This window comes from Tautonia plasticadhaerens (assembly GCF_007752535.1).
Taxonomy (GTDB): domain Bacteria; phylum Planctomycetota; class Planctomycetia; order Isosphaerales; family Isosphaeraceae; genus Tautonia; species Tautonia plasticadhaerens.
Genome location: NZ_CP036426.1, coordinates 5,771,486 through 5,785,645 on the forward strand (window position 1 = coordinate 5,771,486; position 14,160 = coordinate 5,785,645).

General features: G+C 71.0%; 9 protein-coding genes. 4 read left to right on the forward strand and 5 right to left on the reverse strand.

Going from position 1 to position 14,160, the window contains the following annotated elements:
* Positions 1–238 precede the first annotated feature (238 nt).
* Together ElP_RS23050 and ElP_RS23055 are read left to right on the forward strand one after the other, a co-directional pair.
* Positions 239–3,682 carry a fused MFS/spermidine synthase gene (locus ElP_RS23050; RefSeq protein ID WP_145273639.1) on the forward strand — a complete coding sequence of 1,148 codons (3,444 nt, stop codon included), beginning with the start codon at positions 239–241 and terminating at the stop codon, positions 3,680–3,682.
* Between the two features lie 100 nt (positions 3,683–3,782).
* Positions 3,783–4,433, forward strand: a complete 651-nt coding sequence (locus ElP_RS23055; RefSeq protein WP_145273641.1) for a TlpA family protein disulfide reductase — start codon at positions 3,783–3,785, stop codon at positions 4,431–4,433.
* Positions 4,434–5,402: 969 nt separating this feature from the next.
* Here the strand turns inward: ElP_RS23055 and ElP_RS23060 are convergent.
* The 5 genes from ElP_RS23060 to ElP_RS23080 all read right to left on the reverse strand — a co-directional run bounded on the left by ElP_RS23060 (position 5,403) and on the right by ElP_RS23080 (position 11,005).
* Positions 5,403–7,568 carry an RNA polymerase sigma factor gene (locus tag ElP_RS23060; protein ID WP_145273643.1) on the reverse strand — a complete coding sequence of 722 codons (2,166 nt, stop codon included), beginning with the start codon at positions 7,566–7,568 and terminating at the stop codon, positions 5,403–5,405.
* 485 nt (positions 7,569–8,053) lie between these two features.
* Positions 8,054–8,794, reverse strand: coding sequence for a J domain-containing protein (locus ElP_RS23065; RefSeq protein WP_145273644.1), 741 nt, complete (start codon positions 8,792–8,794; stop codon positions 8,054–8,056).
* 63 nt (positions 8,795–8,857) lie between these two features.
* On the reverse strand, positions 8,858–9,928 hold the full coding sequence (locus ElP_RS23070) for a protein arginine kinase (protein ID WP_145273646.1): 1,071 nt from the start codon (positions 9,926–9,928) through the stop codon (positions 8,858–8,860).
* Positions 9,925–10,416, reverse strand: a complete 492-nt coding sequence (locus tag ElP_RS23075; protein ID WP_145273648.1) for a UvrB/UvrC motif-containing protein — start codon at positions 10,414–10,416, stop codon at positions 9,925–9,927. The genes ElP_RS23070 and ElP_RS23075 overlap by 4 nt, the downstream gene beginning before the upstream one ends.
* 73 nt (positions 10,417–10,489) lie before the next feature.
* Positions 10,490–11,005, reverse strand: a complete 516-nt coding sequence (locus ElP_RS23080) for a UvrB/UvrC motif-containing protein (protein ID WP_145273651.1) — start codon at positions 11,003–11,005, stop codon at positions 10,490–10,492.
* Between the two features lie 306 nt (positions 11,006–11,311).
* Here ElP_RS23080 and trpE point away from each other — a divergent pair, with 306 nt between their 5' ends.
* Both trpE and ElP_RS23090 read left to right on the forward strand, forming a co-directional pair.
* Positions 11,312–12,916 carry an anthranilate synthase component I gene (gene trpE, locus ElP_RS23085; protein WP_145273654.1) on the forward strand — a complete coding sequence of 535 codons (1,605 nt, stop codon included), beginning with the start codon at positions 11,312–11,314 and terminating at the stop codon, positions 12,914–12,916.
* Between the two features lie 281 nt (positions 12,917–13,197).
* Positions 13,198–13,962, forward strand: coding sequence for a PEP-CTERM sorting domain-containing protein (locus ElP_RS23090; protein WP_145273657.1), 765 nt, complete (start codon positions 13,198–13,200; stop codon positions 13,960–13,962).
* Positions 13,963–14,160: the final 198 nt, after the last annotated feature.

Sequence of the window (14,160 nt, forward strand, 5' to 3'; positions counted from 1 at the left end):
GCCGGGTGATCGGTTCGCCCGTCGGGGCAGGCGGTCCGAGGGCGGCCGGTCCGGGGAGGCAATGGGAGTATTGTCCCCGGATCTCGATCAAGAGCAACGGCTTGGCCCGGAAAAAGCCGGGCGGGTGGGCCGGACGGGTCGGTTGTCCGCCCCGGAGCCGCTTGCATATCCTGGAAGGATTGCCCCGATTGACCCGGCGACCGGCCCCAGGGCCGGTCCCCGCCCGGAGCGCTGCCCGATGTCGACGACCGGCCGGACCCTGGCCCGATCCCTGCCCTACGCGCTGGCCTTCTTCGCCAGCCTCTGCATCATGACGCTGGAACTGGTCGCCTCCCGGCTGGTGGCCCGGCACGTCGGGGCGTCGCTGCACGTCTGGACGAGCGTCATCGGCGTCGTCCTGGGGGGCATCTGCCTGGGCAACTTCCTCGGCGGCCGGCTGGCCGACCGCACCGACGCCCGGCGGGCGATCGGGCCGCTGTTCGCCCTCGGGGCGGCGCTGACCCTGGGGAGCCTCTGGGTCAACGCCGTCGTCGGCGAGACGCCGGGGCTCGACGCCATGCCCTGGAGCCTCCGGACGCTGCTCGTCGTCTCGCTCGACTTCCTCGTACCCGCGACGGTGCTCGGCCTGATCGGGCCCGTCGTCGCCACCGTCGCCGTCGAGCAGGCGAAGAAGACCGGCAGCGCCATCGGCGACGTCTACTTCTGGGGGGCGATCGGTTCGATCGTCGGGACCTTCCTTGCCGGGTTCGTGCTGATGTACCAGGCGCCGACCTCGGTGATCGTGACCGTGGTCGCCGCGGCCCTGCTCGTGCCGGCGGCCGGGTTGCTCGACGCCCGGCTCGGCGGCCTGGTCGCGCTGCTCGGGGCGGTTTGCCTCGGGGCGGGGTCGGTCTCCACGATCGATCGGGCCTTGCCGGGCCTGCCCTTCGAGGTCGGGTCGACGGCGTCGAATCCGCTGGTGCTGGCCGGCCACGGGCTGGCGGCGGTGGCCGGGCTGGTGGGCCTCGCCCGGCTCTGGGCCGCCCGAAGGCCCCGGGCGTCGTCCCCCCCGGGGGGCACCCGAGCCGACGACGGGCGGCCGACCCGGCTGTCCGACCTGGCCGCGCTGGCCTTCCTGATCAGCCTGGCGTTCATGACCCTGGAGATGGTGGCCGGCCGGATGGCCACCAGGCACCTGGGTTCGAGCATCTTCGGCTGGACGAGCATCATCGGCGTGATGCTCGGCGGCCTGAGCCTGGGGAACCTGATCGGCGGCAAGCTGGCCGACCGGATCTCCGGCGAGAAGCAGGCGAGCTGGCTGTTCCTGGCCGCCTCGGCGATGGTGCTGCTCATCCTCTTCCTGGAGACCCCCCCGGCCTTCCTGGGGGAGGAGTGGGCCGGGGCCTCCGTGCTCTCCTACACCCCCATGCTGACGGGGATGCCCTGGTCGCTCCGGGTGCTCGCGGTGGTGGCGCTGGTCTTCTTCCTGCCCTCGATCACGATGGGGACGGTCAGCCCGGTGGTCACGAAGCTGGCGATCGACCGGCTCCGCCGGGTCGACCGCACCGGGACGGCGATCGGCTCGGTCTACGCCTGGGGCATGGTCGGGTCGATCGCCGGGACGTTCCTGGCCGGGTTCCTGCTGATCGACGTCTTGGGGACCAAGGGGCTGATCCTCGGCATCTCGACGGCGATGGCCCTGGCGGCGACGGGGCTCGGCGGCATCGGCCATGCGGCCTGGGCGGGCATCCCGCTCGGCCTGACCTTCATCGCCCTGGCCCCGCTGCCGGCCCTCCAGCGCCAGGGAGTGGCCTGGGGAGTCCGCAACGTCAGAGGGGATCCCGGGACCGAGAGCGGCATCGCCCACCTCGACGAGAGCAACTACTACTACATCAAGGTCGAGAGCGAGGTCATGGACCTCCCCTCCCCCGGGACCGAGGCGTCCTCGGGCGAGGCCGACGCCCCCCCCGACGCCCTGAAGCGGACCCTGGTGCTGGACAACCTGATCCACGGCTACTTCGTCCTCGGGCACCCCGAGCACATCGAGTACGACTACGAGTTCATCTACGCCCAGGTCGCCCGCCGGGTCGCCGAGCAGAAGGCCGAGCGCCTGGGGATCGACGACCCGACCCGGGTCCCGCTCCGGGCCCTGTTCCTGGGGGGAGGCTCGTACACCTTCCCGAGGTACCTGCAACACGCCTTCCCGAACGCCGAGTGCGACGTGGCCGAGATCGACCCGGCCGTCACCGAGGCCAACCACGTCGCCCTCGGCCTTCCCCGGGACACCCCGATCCGGACGCACTGGGGGGACGCCCGCCAGTTCGTCGAGCGGGCCCAGGGCGGCGAGCCGTACGACCTCGTCTTCGGCGACGCCTTCAACGACTTCTCCGTCCCCTGGCACCTGACCACACGGGAGTTCAACGAGCTGATCGCCGGGCTGCTCGACGAGCACGGCGCCTACCTGATCAACATCATCGACGTCTACCGGGCCGACGACGTGGCGGTCGAGGAGGCGGCCGAGGAGGCCCAGATCGAGGCCGTCGCCGCCGTCTTCCGGGAGGCCGGGAACGACGCCGATTCGGCCGACTCCATCGCCCGGGGGCTGCGGACCGCCTGGAACGGGGACGGCCTGGGCCTCCGCCCCTCGGCGATCGCCGAGGCGGTCTCCGGGACGCTCGCCGGGGTCGAGTCGCGGGACGCCGGGCCGATCGCGGCCGCGCTGCGGAGGCGGATCGCCGAGCTGGAAGACCGGTTCCGGGGCGGCCCGGAAGAGCTCGCCCGGCTCTCCCAGGAGACCCTGGAACGGGCCCAGTCCCAGCGGGACCAGGCCGCCGCCTCCGAGGCGCTCGCCGAGACGCTCGAACTCAAGAAGGCCCGGGCCGCGACGGCGATCCTCCGGGACGGCGGGCTCGGGGGGGAGTCCGAGGAGGTCGCCGAGGCGATCGCCGACGTCTGGTACGGGGATCCGGACGTGGTCGCCGGCCTCCTGGAGGTGGCCGCCCCCCAATCCGACGCGGACGGGATGGCCGAGCGGATCGACGCCTCGTTCCGGGAACTGGAATCGGACCTGAGGGAGAGCCCGTCGCTGCTCTCCTTCCGGCTGGTCCACCCCATGGGGAAGGAGGCCAAGGCGACCGGCTCCCGAGATCCCCGGGCGCTCACCTCCCAGGGGATCGCCGGGACGCTTCGGGAAGTGGGCGTCCGCCGGGGAGTGGACGACTACGCCTCCGCCGTCTCGACCGAGATCAAGGAGCGCGAGATCCGGGGGGACCTCGAGGACCTCGCCCGGCGGGCCGCCCGGGCCGCCACCGACCTCGGCTCCGACCCCGACCGCCTCGCCCGGGACGCGGCCCGGGGGGTGGCGGAGGCCCGGGGGCTTGGCGCCTTCATCGGCTCCTGGACCGGGACGGCCGGGCAGACCTTCCGCGAGGTCGAGGTCTTCGGCACCGACGCCCCCGGGGCCGGCTTCCGGGAGACCTTCGTGGTCGTCGCCTCGGAGGCCCCCATCGACCTGGCGGACCTGGGGAGACGGCCCGACGACCCCACCTTCGAGCAAGACGGGGAACCGTTCGAGCCCGACCCGTACCCCTCCGAGGACCGGGCCGCGCTCCGGCTCCGATCCCGGGGGATCACCCTGACCGACGACTACGCCCCCGTCGAGAACCTGCTCGCCCCCGTCGCCGCCACCCGGGCGACCGACTGAATCGAGTCCGGCCGAACGCCGGGGCGTCGCCCGCCGTATTGGCCCGGGGCCCCATAATCCCAGCCCCGCATCCGTCCCCCCCTACCCTCAGGAGCGTCCGATGGCCGATCACACCCATCCCGAGCCGAATACCCCGGCCGGATCGCCGCCCTCGGGCCTGCCCGGATTCCTGGGGCGGTCGACGCCCGACCCGACGCTTCCGCCCCCGAGCGAAGGGGCCTCGATGGGAGTCCGGGCGCTGCTGATGGCCCTGGCGGTGCTGGTCGTCGGCTTCTTCCTCTACCGCGAGATCGCCGTCGACGCCGGGGAGGCGACCGGCGGCTCGGCCGCCAGCTTCGACTGGAAGGTCGTCGCCCCGGACGGCACCCCGGTCAACCTCGAGGACTACAAGGGTCGGCCGGTTTTGCTCAACGTCTGGGCGACCTGGTGCGGGCCGTGCATGATGGAAATGCCGTCGCTGATTGCCCTTGCGGATCGGCCCGAGTTGAAGGAGGCGGACGTCGCCGTGCTCCTGGTTTCCACCGACGGCGACCTCCAACCGGTCCAGCAGTTCCTCTCCCGGACCCCGACGGGCAACGCCGAAGTCCTGGTCGCCGCCGAGATGCCCCCGAAGGTCTTCTCCACGACCGGCATCCCGGCCACCTTCCTGATCTCCCCCGACGGCACGATCGTCCGCAGGGAAGTCGGGGCGATGGACTGGAACACCCCGGAGGTCGTCGAGGAACTGGTCGGGCTGGCCGATCGGGGGTGATCCCGGGACCCTCGGCCTCGGACCCTGGCAGGCCGGGGCCGTGATGCGGCCCCGGTCGGGAGGTTTCCCCTCGCGGGTTCCTTCAAGTGCATCGACCGCCGGGGCCGGTGCTCGTTCGGACCTGGCCCCGAGCCGGGGGATCGGTCGTCTGTCCCTCGAACCAGGGTCGGTGCGCCCCCGGTGCGCCGGGTCGGACCTTCGATTTCTCTGTCTCAGCTTCAACTTGCGCCGATCGCAATGGGTTCGTTCCGTCACAGACGCCGGCCCGATTGGGTTCGTTTGGTCGCGGCGGTTGCGAGCCCTTGCGCATCCTCCGGGCGGGCAACCCGTGTCGACCGCGATCGCGTCTCCTCGCACGGCGATGCGCCCGAGGTGCGCGGTCGGAGCGCCTGGGGTGCGCCGGTCGGGTCGGTGCGCCCACGCTGATCCGCCTTCCATCGGCACTTCTTCTGTTCCAATCAGGACTTGCGCCAATCGGGCGAGTTTCGTTTCGGACTCATGACGTCGTCCAATTGGGTTCGTTCCGCGCCACGTGCGTCGACCATTGGGTTCGTTTCGCGCCGGGAGGACGGTGCCGATTCGAGGTCATTCAACACCCTCGATGGGCTTACTTCGCTCCCCAGAATGCCAAAGAGGCCCGGGCGGTCGACCATCGCCGTCCGGGACGGGGTACACGACCTCGTATCGAGAATATCGAGAAAAGTCCTCCCGGCAGTCACTCGAAACGGAAATTGACGGGTTCCGGGCGACCTCGGAGCGGTTGAAAACGCTCGGCCGGGGTGCACTTACCCCTCCTCCGTCAGCTGGAGTCGCCCGGCTCGTCCCGACCGGGGTCGGCACGACCCCGGCCGGATGACTCCCCGGGCACATCCGGATCGGCGGTCGTCGGGGGGCCTCCGCTTGGCCGCGCCGGGAGCTGGGATGGATCCGCAGTCGGATCGATCCGGATCCCGGCCGACGAACCCACGATCACTGGTCAAACGGATTCAGGTTCGGCTGGGGTCGGGACGTCGTGCCGACTCCTCCCCCCATACCGCCGACCGCCCCGAAGCCGGAGGTCCCTGTTCCGATCCGGCCTCCTCCCATCCCGAAGCCGCCTGCCGAGCCCCCGACCACGCCTCCCATCCCGCCGCCCATCCCCATCCCGAAGCCGTTGATCGTGCCAAAGTTCGGTCCTGATGGGGTGTCGGGGGGCGAATAGATGGGCTTCTCTGAGAGGAAGTCCTTGAGTTGTCCAGGTTCGGAGATGATCAGTACACCGTCGATCACGGTGTAGGCGAGGTCGAGTTGCTTGAGGGCCAACCAGAGTGTGGTCCGGAGCGGGATCCCCTCGAGGGTGATCTTCACGGGAGACTGGAGGGATTGCTCGGCTTGCTGGAGGCCGAACTCGTCGACATAGATCGGGATGCCTTGCCTGTGATTCTCGTCGGCCGTCGCCTGGCGTATGTAGTCCAGGACGTCGTCCAATGGAGTATCGTTCTCGAACGGCATGGCGATCGGCTGTTCGAGCCGGGCGATGACCTTCTGAGACGCGGGGTCGCTGCCTGGTCTGTCAGCACGACCGCCCATTCCAGGCTCCCCGAGTGACGGGATGAGGTCCGATCCGGCGAGAGGCATGCGGCCCGATCCCTCGAAAGGATTGCCCTCCGCGACGTTTGAAGTCCCGCTGGGAGCGGTCGTCCCGGTCCCGGGCGTCGAAGGGTCGCCCGATTGAGGAGGGGAACCGGCGGCGAACAGGACTTCGGCCTCGGAGAGGGCTTCTGCGACCTCGGCGAGATCAGCGTCGGAACCTGTGCCCTGACGCGTCTTCGCCTGTTCACCATCGCGGAGCATGACCAGGAAGTCGCGGTATTGCTCCAGGGAGGTCCGGCGCCACTTCGGCGTCTGCTCCACATCGAGCCGGGCGTCGAGCAATGCCCGAGCCGCTGCCAGTACGCGATCGATGTTGATCGTGCCCGCTTTGAAGAACGCCATCTGGGCCTGGAGTCGCTGCAAGGCGGCCGAGACCCGATCTGCCTTCAAGGAGTCGAGCACGGTTGGTTCCGCGAACGGATCGGGAGTATAGGACTCGTAGAAGGACGAGGGCTCTGAGGTCGATGCCGACGAATTGGCCGCCTCAAGGCCGCCCTCCGGTTTCACGTCCTGGCCGAGAGACGCTCCCGGTGCGTCCGTGAAGGTGCGAGGATTCGCCGGGGTCTTGGTCGTGGTTAAGGCGGTGCTCGCGGGCTTGGTTCGAGCCGTGATGTCCTGGCCCTGGCTGACGGCGACCAGGGAGTAACCTCCGGCCAGCGTGCCAGTGACGAAAGTCAGGGCGGCGGCGGAGATCGAGAGTTTGGCGAGAATCATGGTTCGGAGGGCTCCCCGGGCGAGGAGATACGAGCCGGCCGGGACCGTCCCGGCGAGGAACGCCGCACCGGTGGTGACGGCGACGGCCGAGGTCACTGTGGAGCCGATCACGGGAGGGGGGACGACCGCGGCCGAGGCTTCGGAGGCGAACCAGGCCGAGAGGCCGGCGACGGGGGCGGTGATGCCGCGGTGGGTGAGACGCTTCTGGAGCGTCTCCTTCGCGCGGTGCAGCCGGCCCTTGACCGTACCAACCGGCCATCGGAGGCGGTCGGCGGCCTCGTCGTATGAGTGGCCCTCGACCCAGCAGAGGATGACCGGGTCCCGGTACTTGCCGGGGAGGCGGTGGAGTTCCTCCCAGAGCACCGGGCCGAGGTCGATCGTGATGGGATCGGGGGCGTCGGTCGATTCGGGTCGACGGCCGGCGGCGACCCCCTCCCGGCGTCGGCGTCGGGCCGAGGCGACCCGGGCCTTGCGGGCGATCCGGTAGGCGACGCCGACGAGCCAGGGGCCGATCGGCCGCGATCGGCCGATCGAGCCGGCGCGGCGGGCCAGCACGAGGAAGGTGGCCTGGAAGGCGTCCTCGGCCTCGTGGGGGTCGCCGAGCAGGCGTCGACAGACAGCCATCACGGAGTTGCCGTGGCTTCGGACGATCGCCTCGAAGGCGGCGTCGTCGCCGGAGGCGGCGAAGCGGTCGAGGAGCTGGGCCTCGGTGAGGCCCGAGACCGTCCCCTCGCCGCCGAAGATCCGCTCGACCTGCCGCAATGCGGCCCCGACCGGTGCCCGAGCCATCGGTTCGGCCCCCCTGCCCTGTGTCCGGGACTCCGCACGGTACTGCCCGCCCGAGGGGCGGCGGTTACAGCTTAACGGAGGAATTCGGGGCGGAGAAACGTGGGAGGGTGCGGAGTATGTCTTTGCAAGTTGGCCGGCCCGAGCCGACCCGAGTCGGGTCGGCTGGTCGGGAGCCCCCCTCACCCGGGCTCCGCCCACCCTCTCCCCCGCAGACGTGGGCGAGGGACCGATTCCGTGAGGAGGGGGCGAGGGTCCGGATTCGTCCCGTCTCCCCGCTCGCGGGGAGAGGGCCGGGGTGAGGGGGCCCGGCGTCCGGACTCAAGCCCGTTGGATCGTCCGATTCCCCCTCAACCGGCCTCCGGACACCCTCGCCCCCGAGGACCGGGGCGAGGGTCGGAGTCCGTCCCCGGGCCGACTTGCCCGCCATCCGCCTGACGCCCAGCGCGGGGCCGACGACGGCCGATGAGCGGGCCCGGGGCGATCGATTAGCGGGCCGGGCCCTCGGCCCCGTCCCGGGGGATGGTCAGCTCCCGGGTGAGCTGGCGGACGCCGAGGGCGCCGGATTTGAGGAGGGGGCGGAGCGCGGTGAAGGCGTTCCAGGCGTCCCGTCCGGAGGGATAGGAGAGCCAGGCGTCGAAGCGGCCCCGGCCAGACTGGCTCCGGGCGTTGAGGACGCCGGGGCGGGCCCGGAGCTGGTCGAAGGCGGCGCCCAGCTCGTTGAGGACGGCGTGCAGCTCCTCCGGGTCGACGGGCTGCTCGACGCCGGCCTCGGGGTCGGGCCAGCAGAGGTGCAGCGACCCGCTGAAGGAGCTGGGCTCGCGGCGGTCGAGCAGCGCGTAGATGTCGGCGACTTCCAGGCGGAGCCAGAGGACCTCGACGAGGACCATCCGGGTCGGCGGGAAATCCCGATCCCGGACCCCGGGTCGGACGCGTTCGGACTCGGCGGCCCAGTCGTGCGAGGGGCCGGGGTCGGGGTCCAGCTCGGAGTCGTCGAAGCGGACGCGGTCGCCCGGGGGAGGGCCGAAGGGCACCTGGGCGGGGACGTCGCTTCGTCGGGTCAGCTCTTCATAGGCCCGGACGACGATCCGGAAGGCCCACTCGTCCCCGCCGAGGTCGGGGTGGTGCTTCTTCGACTTGCGGCGGTAGGCCTCCTGGATGGCCGGGAGGTCGGCGTCGCGGTCGAGGCCGAGGACGGTGTGGGGATCGAGGTTCAGGCCTTCGAGCATCGCGAGGGGCCAGCAAGGACGTCGGTCGGGGCGGGCCGAACCGGTTCGGGATCCCTCACAGTATTAGTCGGCAGTCTCGTCGTCGTGACGGCCTTCGAGCAATCGTCGTCGGATATACCCGGCCCGGGCGATGTTCCGCTCGTCGACTTCGAGGGACTCGCCCTGGATCTTCTGGAGGTGGGCCGGCTGGGTGTGGATGAACAGCTCGTTGACGGTCCGGATCTCCAGGTCGTCGATCAGGCCGAGGTTGATGCCCATCCGGACGCTGGAGAGCAGGTGCATGGTCTCGGAGCTGGAGATGGTGTGCGCCGTCTTGAGGACGCCGTAGGCCCGGCTGACCTGATCGTGCAGGTGCTGGCGGCGCTGGCCGATCCACTCCTGCCGGGCCTGCCGCTCGTAGGAGATGATCTGGGGGATGACGTCGGAGAGGTTGCGGATCAGCTCCCGCTCGCTCTTGCCGAGGGTCTGCTGGTTGGAGATCTGGTAGAAGTCGCCGTCGGCCTGGGTCCCCTCGCCGTAGAGGCCCCGGACGGCGAGGTTGATCTTGTGGAGGGCCCGGAAAACCTTCTCGATCTGCTTGGTGTTGGCGAGGGCGGGCAGGTGGAGCATGACGCCGACCCGGATGCCGGTGCCGACGTTGGTGGGGCAGGCGGTGAGGTAGCCGAGCTGGGGGTTGAAGGCGTAGTGGAGCTGCTCCTCCAGGCGGTCGTCGAGGTCGTTGATCTGCTCCCAGACGTCGGGCAGGCTGAAGCCGGAGTTCATGACCTGGATGCGGAGGTGGTCCTCCTCGTTGATCATGACCGACATGTTCTCCCTCGGCCCGATGGCGACGCCCCGGGGGCCGTCGCCGTTGGAAAGTTCCCGGCTGACGAGCTGGCGCTCGACCAGGAGCTGGCGGTCGAGGGGGCCGAGGTTGACGAGGGACTGGTAGTCGAGGTCGAGCCCGGCCTTGTCCATGGCCGATCGGCAGACGCGCTCGATCTCGGTCTTCTCGGCGTCGCTGGCCCGATTGGTGAAGGGGAAGTCGGCCAGGTTCCGGGCCAGTCGGATCCGGGAGCAGATGACGATGTCGCTCTCCGGCCCGGTGCCGCGGAGCCACTCGCCGGAGGTGCGGGTCAGGGCGTCGAGGTTCATCGGTCGGCATCCTCCTGGCGGAGCTGGTCGCGCAGCGTCGCGGCGAGCTCGTAATCTTCTCGGGCGATGGCCTCCCGGAGCCGGGCGCGGAGCCTCAGGCCGGGGGACTTGCCCGGCGGGGTCCGGCGTCGGGGGGATTTGCCCACGTGCCGGGAGGCGCCGTGGGCGGTGCGCACGAGCGGCAGCAGGCCCGGGGCGAAGGCCTCGTAGTCGTTGGGGCATCCGAGCCGGCCGCCGGTCCGGAATTCCATGAAGGTCTGGCCGCAGAGCGGGCAGGAGGCCCGGGCCAGCTCGCCGACGAGTTCCCCGACGTGCTGGACGATCAGGTGGTCGACGATCGCCTCCAATGCGGCGTTGGGGGGCGGGTCGGGGGGGGCGAGTCCGGCCTTCCGGGCACAGGGGCCGCAGAGGTGCAGCTCCCGACGGCTGCCGTCGACGGTCTCGGAGAGGTGGACCGAGGCCTCCCGGGAGCAGCGCTGGCACGTCATGGCACCGGGCTCCGGGGGCGTGGGTTGGGGGGGGCGGTCTCGGGCTCGATGGGGAGGCGACGGGCCGGTCGGGTCAACGGCCCTGCTCCAGCTCGAGGGTGCGGATCTCGTCCCGGAGCCGGGCGGCGGCCTCGTAGTCCTCGGCGGCGATGGAGCGCTTGAGGTCGTTCCGGAGGCGGATCAGGGTATTCTGCTGCTTGCTGGTGCGGGGGGCGCGCTTGGGGGTCTTGCCGGAGTGCCGGACCTCGCCGTGGATGTTCTCCAGCAGGGGCATCAGCTCGTCCCGGAACGCCTCGTAATCATAGGGGCAGCCGAGGCGGCCGGTGGAGCGGAACTCCGAAAAGCTGATCTGGCAGTTGGGGCAACTGAGCGAATCGGCGGGGGAGGGTTCCCGACCGGCCCCCGCGCCGGAGACGAGATCCTTGGCGAGCTGGCCGACGGGCAGGCTCTCGGGCTGGGAGGCGGCGGGGGCGAGGTGTTGCAGGGCGTGCTCGTCGCAGAAGTGGAAGATGGTGAATTTGCCGGGGACCTCGGGGTCGAGATCCGTGATGTGGTAGGTCGCCGGCTTGGAGCACTTCTGGCACTTCATCGCCGCGGTCCCCGGGCCCGATCCGAACCGGCAAACCCCGCCGACAAGCGGGCCGCACCGACGTCGGGGTGCCGGCCGAACTCGCGGCGGGGCCGTATTGCATCAGCATTGACGATCGCGTCCCATTGTAATGCCCCCCCTCCACCTGTCAAGCAACCCGGCGGCGCCCTAGCCGAGCCCGTCCGAAGTGCTTAGGCGCGTTGCCGGTCGCTTGTCGGGCGGCGGAGGGGGGGGGTAAGATCGGTCGATCGGGCCCCTCGGGGCCGGTCCGGCCTCCCCCCCCTCGACCCGACCCGATACCCGCCCATGACGCCCCCCCGACCCGCCGGGCCGATCCTCCACCCCGGCCCCGACCGGCTGCTGGAACACCTGGGAGCCGCCCCCGCCCTGCCGGTCTACCGGGAACTGACGGCCGACGGGCTGACCCCCGTCTCCGCCTTCTGCCGGGTCGCCCGCCCCGGCCCGTCGTTCCTATTCGAGAGCGTCGTCGGCGGGGAGAAGGTCGGCCGGTACAGTTTCCTCGGGACTGAGCCGTTCCTCCGCTTCGAGGCCCGGGGCAATCGCGTCACGGTCACCCCGGACGACGCCGTCGCACCGGCCCGGGAGTACGACGCGCCCGACCCGTTCGAGGAGCTGAGGACGCTGGTCCGCCGGTACGGCTCGGCCCCCCTGCCCGGCCTGCCCCGCTTCAGCGGCGGGGCCGTCGGCTTCGCCTCGTATGACTCCGTCCGTTACACCGAACGCCTCCCCGACGCCCCACCCGACGATCGCGGCCTGCCGGATCTGGCCTTCGCCTTCTATGACCGGATGGTCCTCTTCGACAACATCCGCAAGACGGTGATCGTCGTGGCCCAGGCGCGCCCCTCCGGCCCGGGGGAGGCCGAGGCCCGCGAGGCCTACGAGCGTGCCGGGGCGAGCCTGGACGAGCTGGTCGCCCGCCTCTCGGGCCCCGGGCCCGAGCTGCCCCCGGTCGACATCGACACGGGGGGCATCCCGACGCTCCGGCCCTCCTCGAACATGTCCCGGGAGCAATTCGAGGACGTCGTCCGGAGGTGCCGGGAGTACATCAAGGCGGGGGACGTCTTCCAGGTGGTCCCCAGCCAGCGATTCCGGGTCGAGACGACCGCCGAGCCGTTCGACATCTACCGGGCGCTCCGGGTCGTCAACCCGAGCCCGTTCCTGTTCTACCTGCCGTTCGAGGACTACTGCCTGATCGGCTCCTCCCCCGAGATCCTGGTGCGGGTCGAGGACGGTGAGGTGACGATCCGCCCCCTGGCCGGCACCCGGAAGCGCGGCAAGGACGAGGACGAAGACCGGGCGCTGGCCGAGGAGCTGCTGGCCGACCCCAAGGAGCGGGCCGAGCACGTCATGCTCATCGACCTGGGCCGCAACGACGTGGGGCGCGTCTCCGAGCGGTCGAGCGTCCGGCTGACCGAGGTGATGAAGGTCGAGCGCTACAGCCACGTCATGCACATCTCCTCCAACGTCTCCGGCACGCTGGAGGCCGGGAAGGACTGCTTCGACGCCCTGAGGGCCGGGCTGCCGGCCGGGACCGTCAGCGGGGCGCCGAAGGTCCGGGCGATGGAGATCATCGACGAGGTGGAGCCGACCCGCCGGGGGCCCTACGGCGGCGCCGTCGGCTACATCGACTCGACGGGCAACATGGACACCTGCATCGCGCTCCGGACCCTGGTCGTCCGGGGGGGTACGGCCGACATCCAGGCCGGGGCCGGGATCGTCTTCGACAGCGACCCGGCGACCGAGTACGAGGAGACCGTCAGCAAGGCCCGGGGGATGCTCAAGGCGATCGAACTTGCCCAGGACCGCCTCTCCCCCGCTCGACGCCACCAGGGCCCGGGCCCCGCGGCCGGGGGCGATCCCGCCGACGACGGCGGCCGCGGCGTGTCGTGACGGCGGGCGACCGATCCGGGTGACCCCGCGGGCCCGGCGTTGACCCGGGGCAGCGATCCGGGGGCGGATGAGGCCGGATCGCAACCGGCGACGGCCGAGACGTGTCGTTTATCGGCACGAATGCATCAGTGGGGTTGTTGGGATTTCGTCCCTCGCAAACGATCGTAGTTGACGCGAGTCGAGGGGCGAGGACGGGTCCGGGCCATGACGGGCCGGCCGTGCCCGAGACGATCGTCGCCGGTTGACTCGAACCCAACTCCCAACGAAGTGAGTGATCCTTGATGATCGTCCCCAACCGCGCCCGCATCGCGGGGGCGCTGGCCCTCTGCGCGCTCAGCTTCTGCCCGGACCGCTCGGCCGACGCCGAGCTGATCACCTCGGCCGCCGCGCTGAGGTCGCCGTCGACCACGGTCGGCTTCGACCCGTTCGATTTCGACACGCCCCATTACCTGACCACGAGCCAGGTGGTCCACGTCGACCCCACCCCGGGCCTCGGCGGCGTCACCTGGGTCCCGGGCGCGGCCGACGGATCCGCCCTGATCGGCAACGGCCAGCTCGGGGCCGTCTACGAGCCCTTCGGCTTCGGCTCCAACGGCGCCTGGAACGACGTCGGCCGGGGCGGATTCACCGGGCTCGTCGGGCCGGACGGCTCCATGACCTTCGAATTCGATGCCCCGGTCTCCGGGGTCGGCGGCCTGATCAACTACGCGCGCCCCGTGACCGGCTCCGGCCCGAGCATCGCCATCCTCGACGTCAACGGGTCGGTCCTGGAATCGGCCTTCCTCGACGACCCCGTCGACGGCGCCCCGGTCGTCGTCGGCGACGTGCTCAATGAGGGCCGGTTCCGGGGCTTCCAGCTCGACTCGGCCGTGATCTACGGATTCCGACTCAGCGAGGGCCGGATCGCGCTGGACGACCTGGCGTTCACCCGGGTCGAGATCCCGTCGGCCGGGGTCGTCCCCGAGCCGTCGACCCTGGCGATGGCCGGCCTGGGCCTGGGAGTCGTGGTCGCCGGGCTCCGTCGCCGACGGCGGGCCCTCGCCTGAGCCTCCGCCTGTCGATCGTCGCCCCCCTTCGATTCACGTTCGGGCGATGCCCCGGGAACCGCTCGACCGATCGAGCGGGTCGCCCCGGGGCGTCTCTCGTCGAGGGACGTGCCCGTCGACCGTGCAGGCGCGACCGGGCATCACGCAGTCGCCGCAATACGGGCCATCGGGCGGAGATTTCGGATTCGGCTCAAGCGA

Coding starts and splice junctions, on each gene's coding strand:
- trpE (WP_145273654.1), top strand. CDS start 11,312: ATGACGCCCCCCCGACCCGCCGGGCCGATCCTCCACCCCGGCCCCGAC.
- ElP_RS23080 (WP_145273651.1), bottom strand. CDS start 11,005: ATGAAGTGCCAGAAGTGCTCCAAGCCGGCGACCTACCACATCACGGAT.
- ElP_RS23065 (WP_145273644.1), bottom strand. CDS start 8,794: ATGCTCGAAGGCCTGAACCTCGATCCCCACACCGTCCTCGGCCTCGAC.
- ElP_RS23050 (WP_145273639.1), top strand. CDS start 239: ATGTCGACGACCGGCCGGACCCTGGCCCGATCCCTGCCCTACGCGCTG.
- ElP_RS23055 (WP_145273641.1), top strand. CDS start 3,783: ATGGCCGATCACACCCATCCCGAGCCGAATACCCCGGCCGGATCGCCG.
- ElP_RS23060 (WP_145273643.1), bottom strand. CDS start 7,568: ATGGCTCGGGCACCGGTCGGGGCCGCATTGCGGCAGGTCGAGCGGATC.
- ElP_RS23075 (WP_145273648.1), bottom strand. CDS start 10,416: ATGACGTGCCAGCGCTGCTCCCGGGAGGCCTCGGTCCACCTCTCCGAG.
- ElP_RS23090 (WP_145273657.1), top strand. CDS start 13,198: ATGATCGTCCCCAACCGCGCCCGCATCGCGGGGGCGCTGGCCCTCTGC.
- ElP_RS23070 (WP_145273646.1), bottom strand. CDS start 9,928: ATGAACCTCGACGCCCTGACCCGCACCTCCGGCGAGTGGCTCCGCGGC.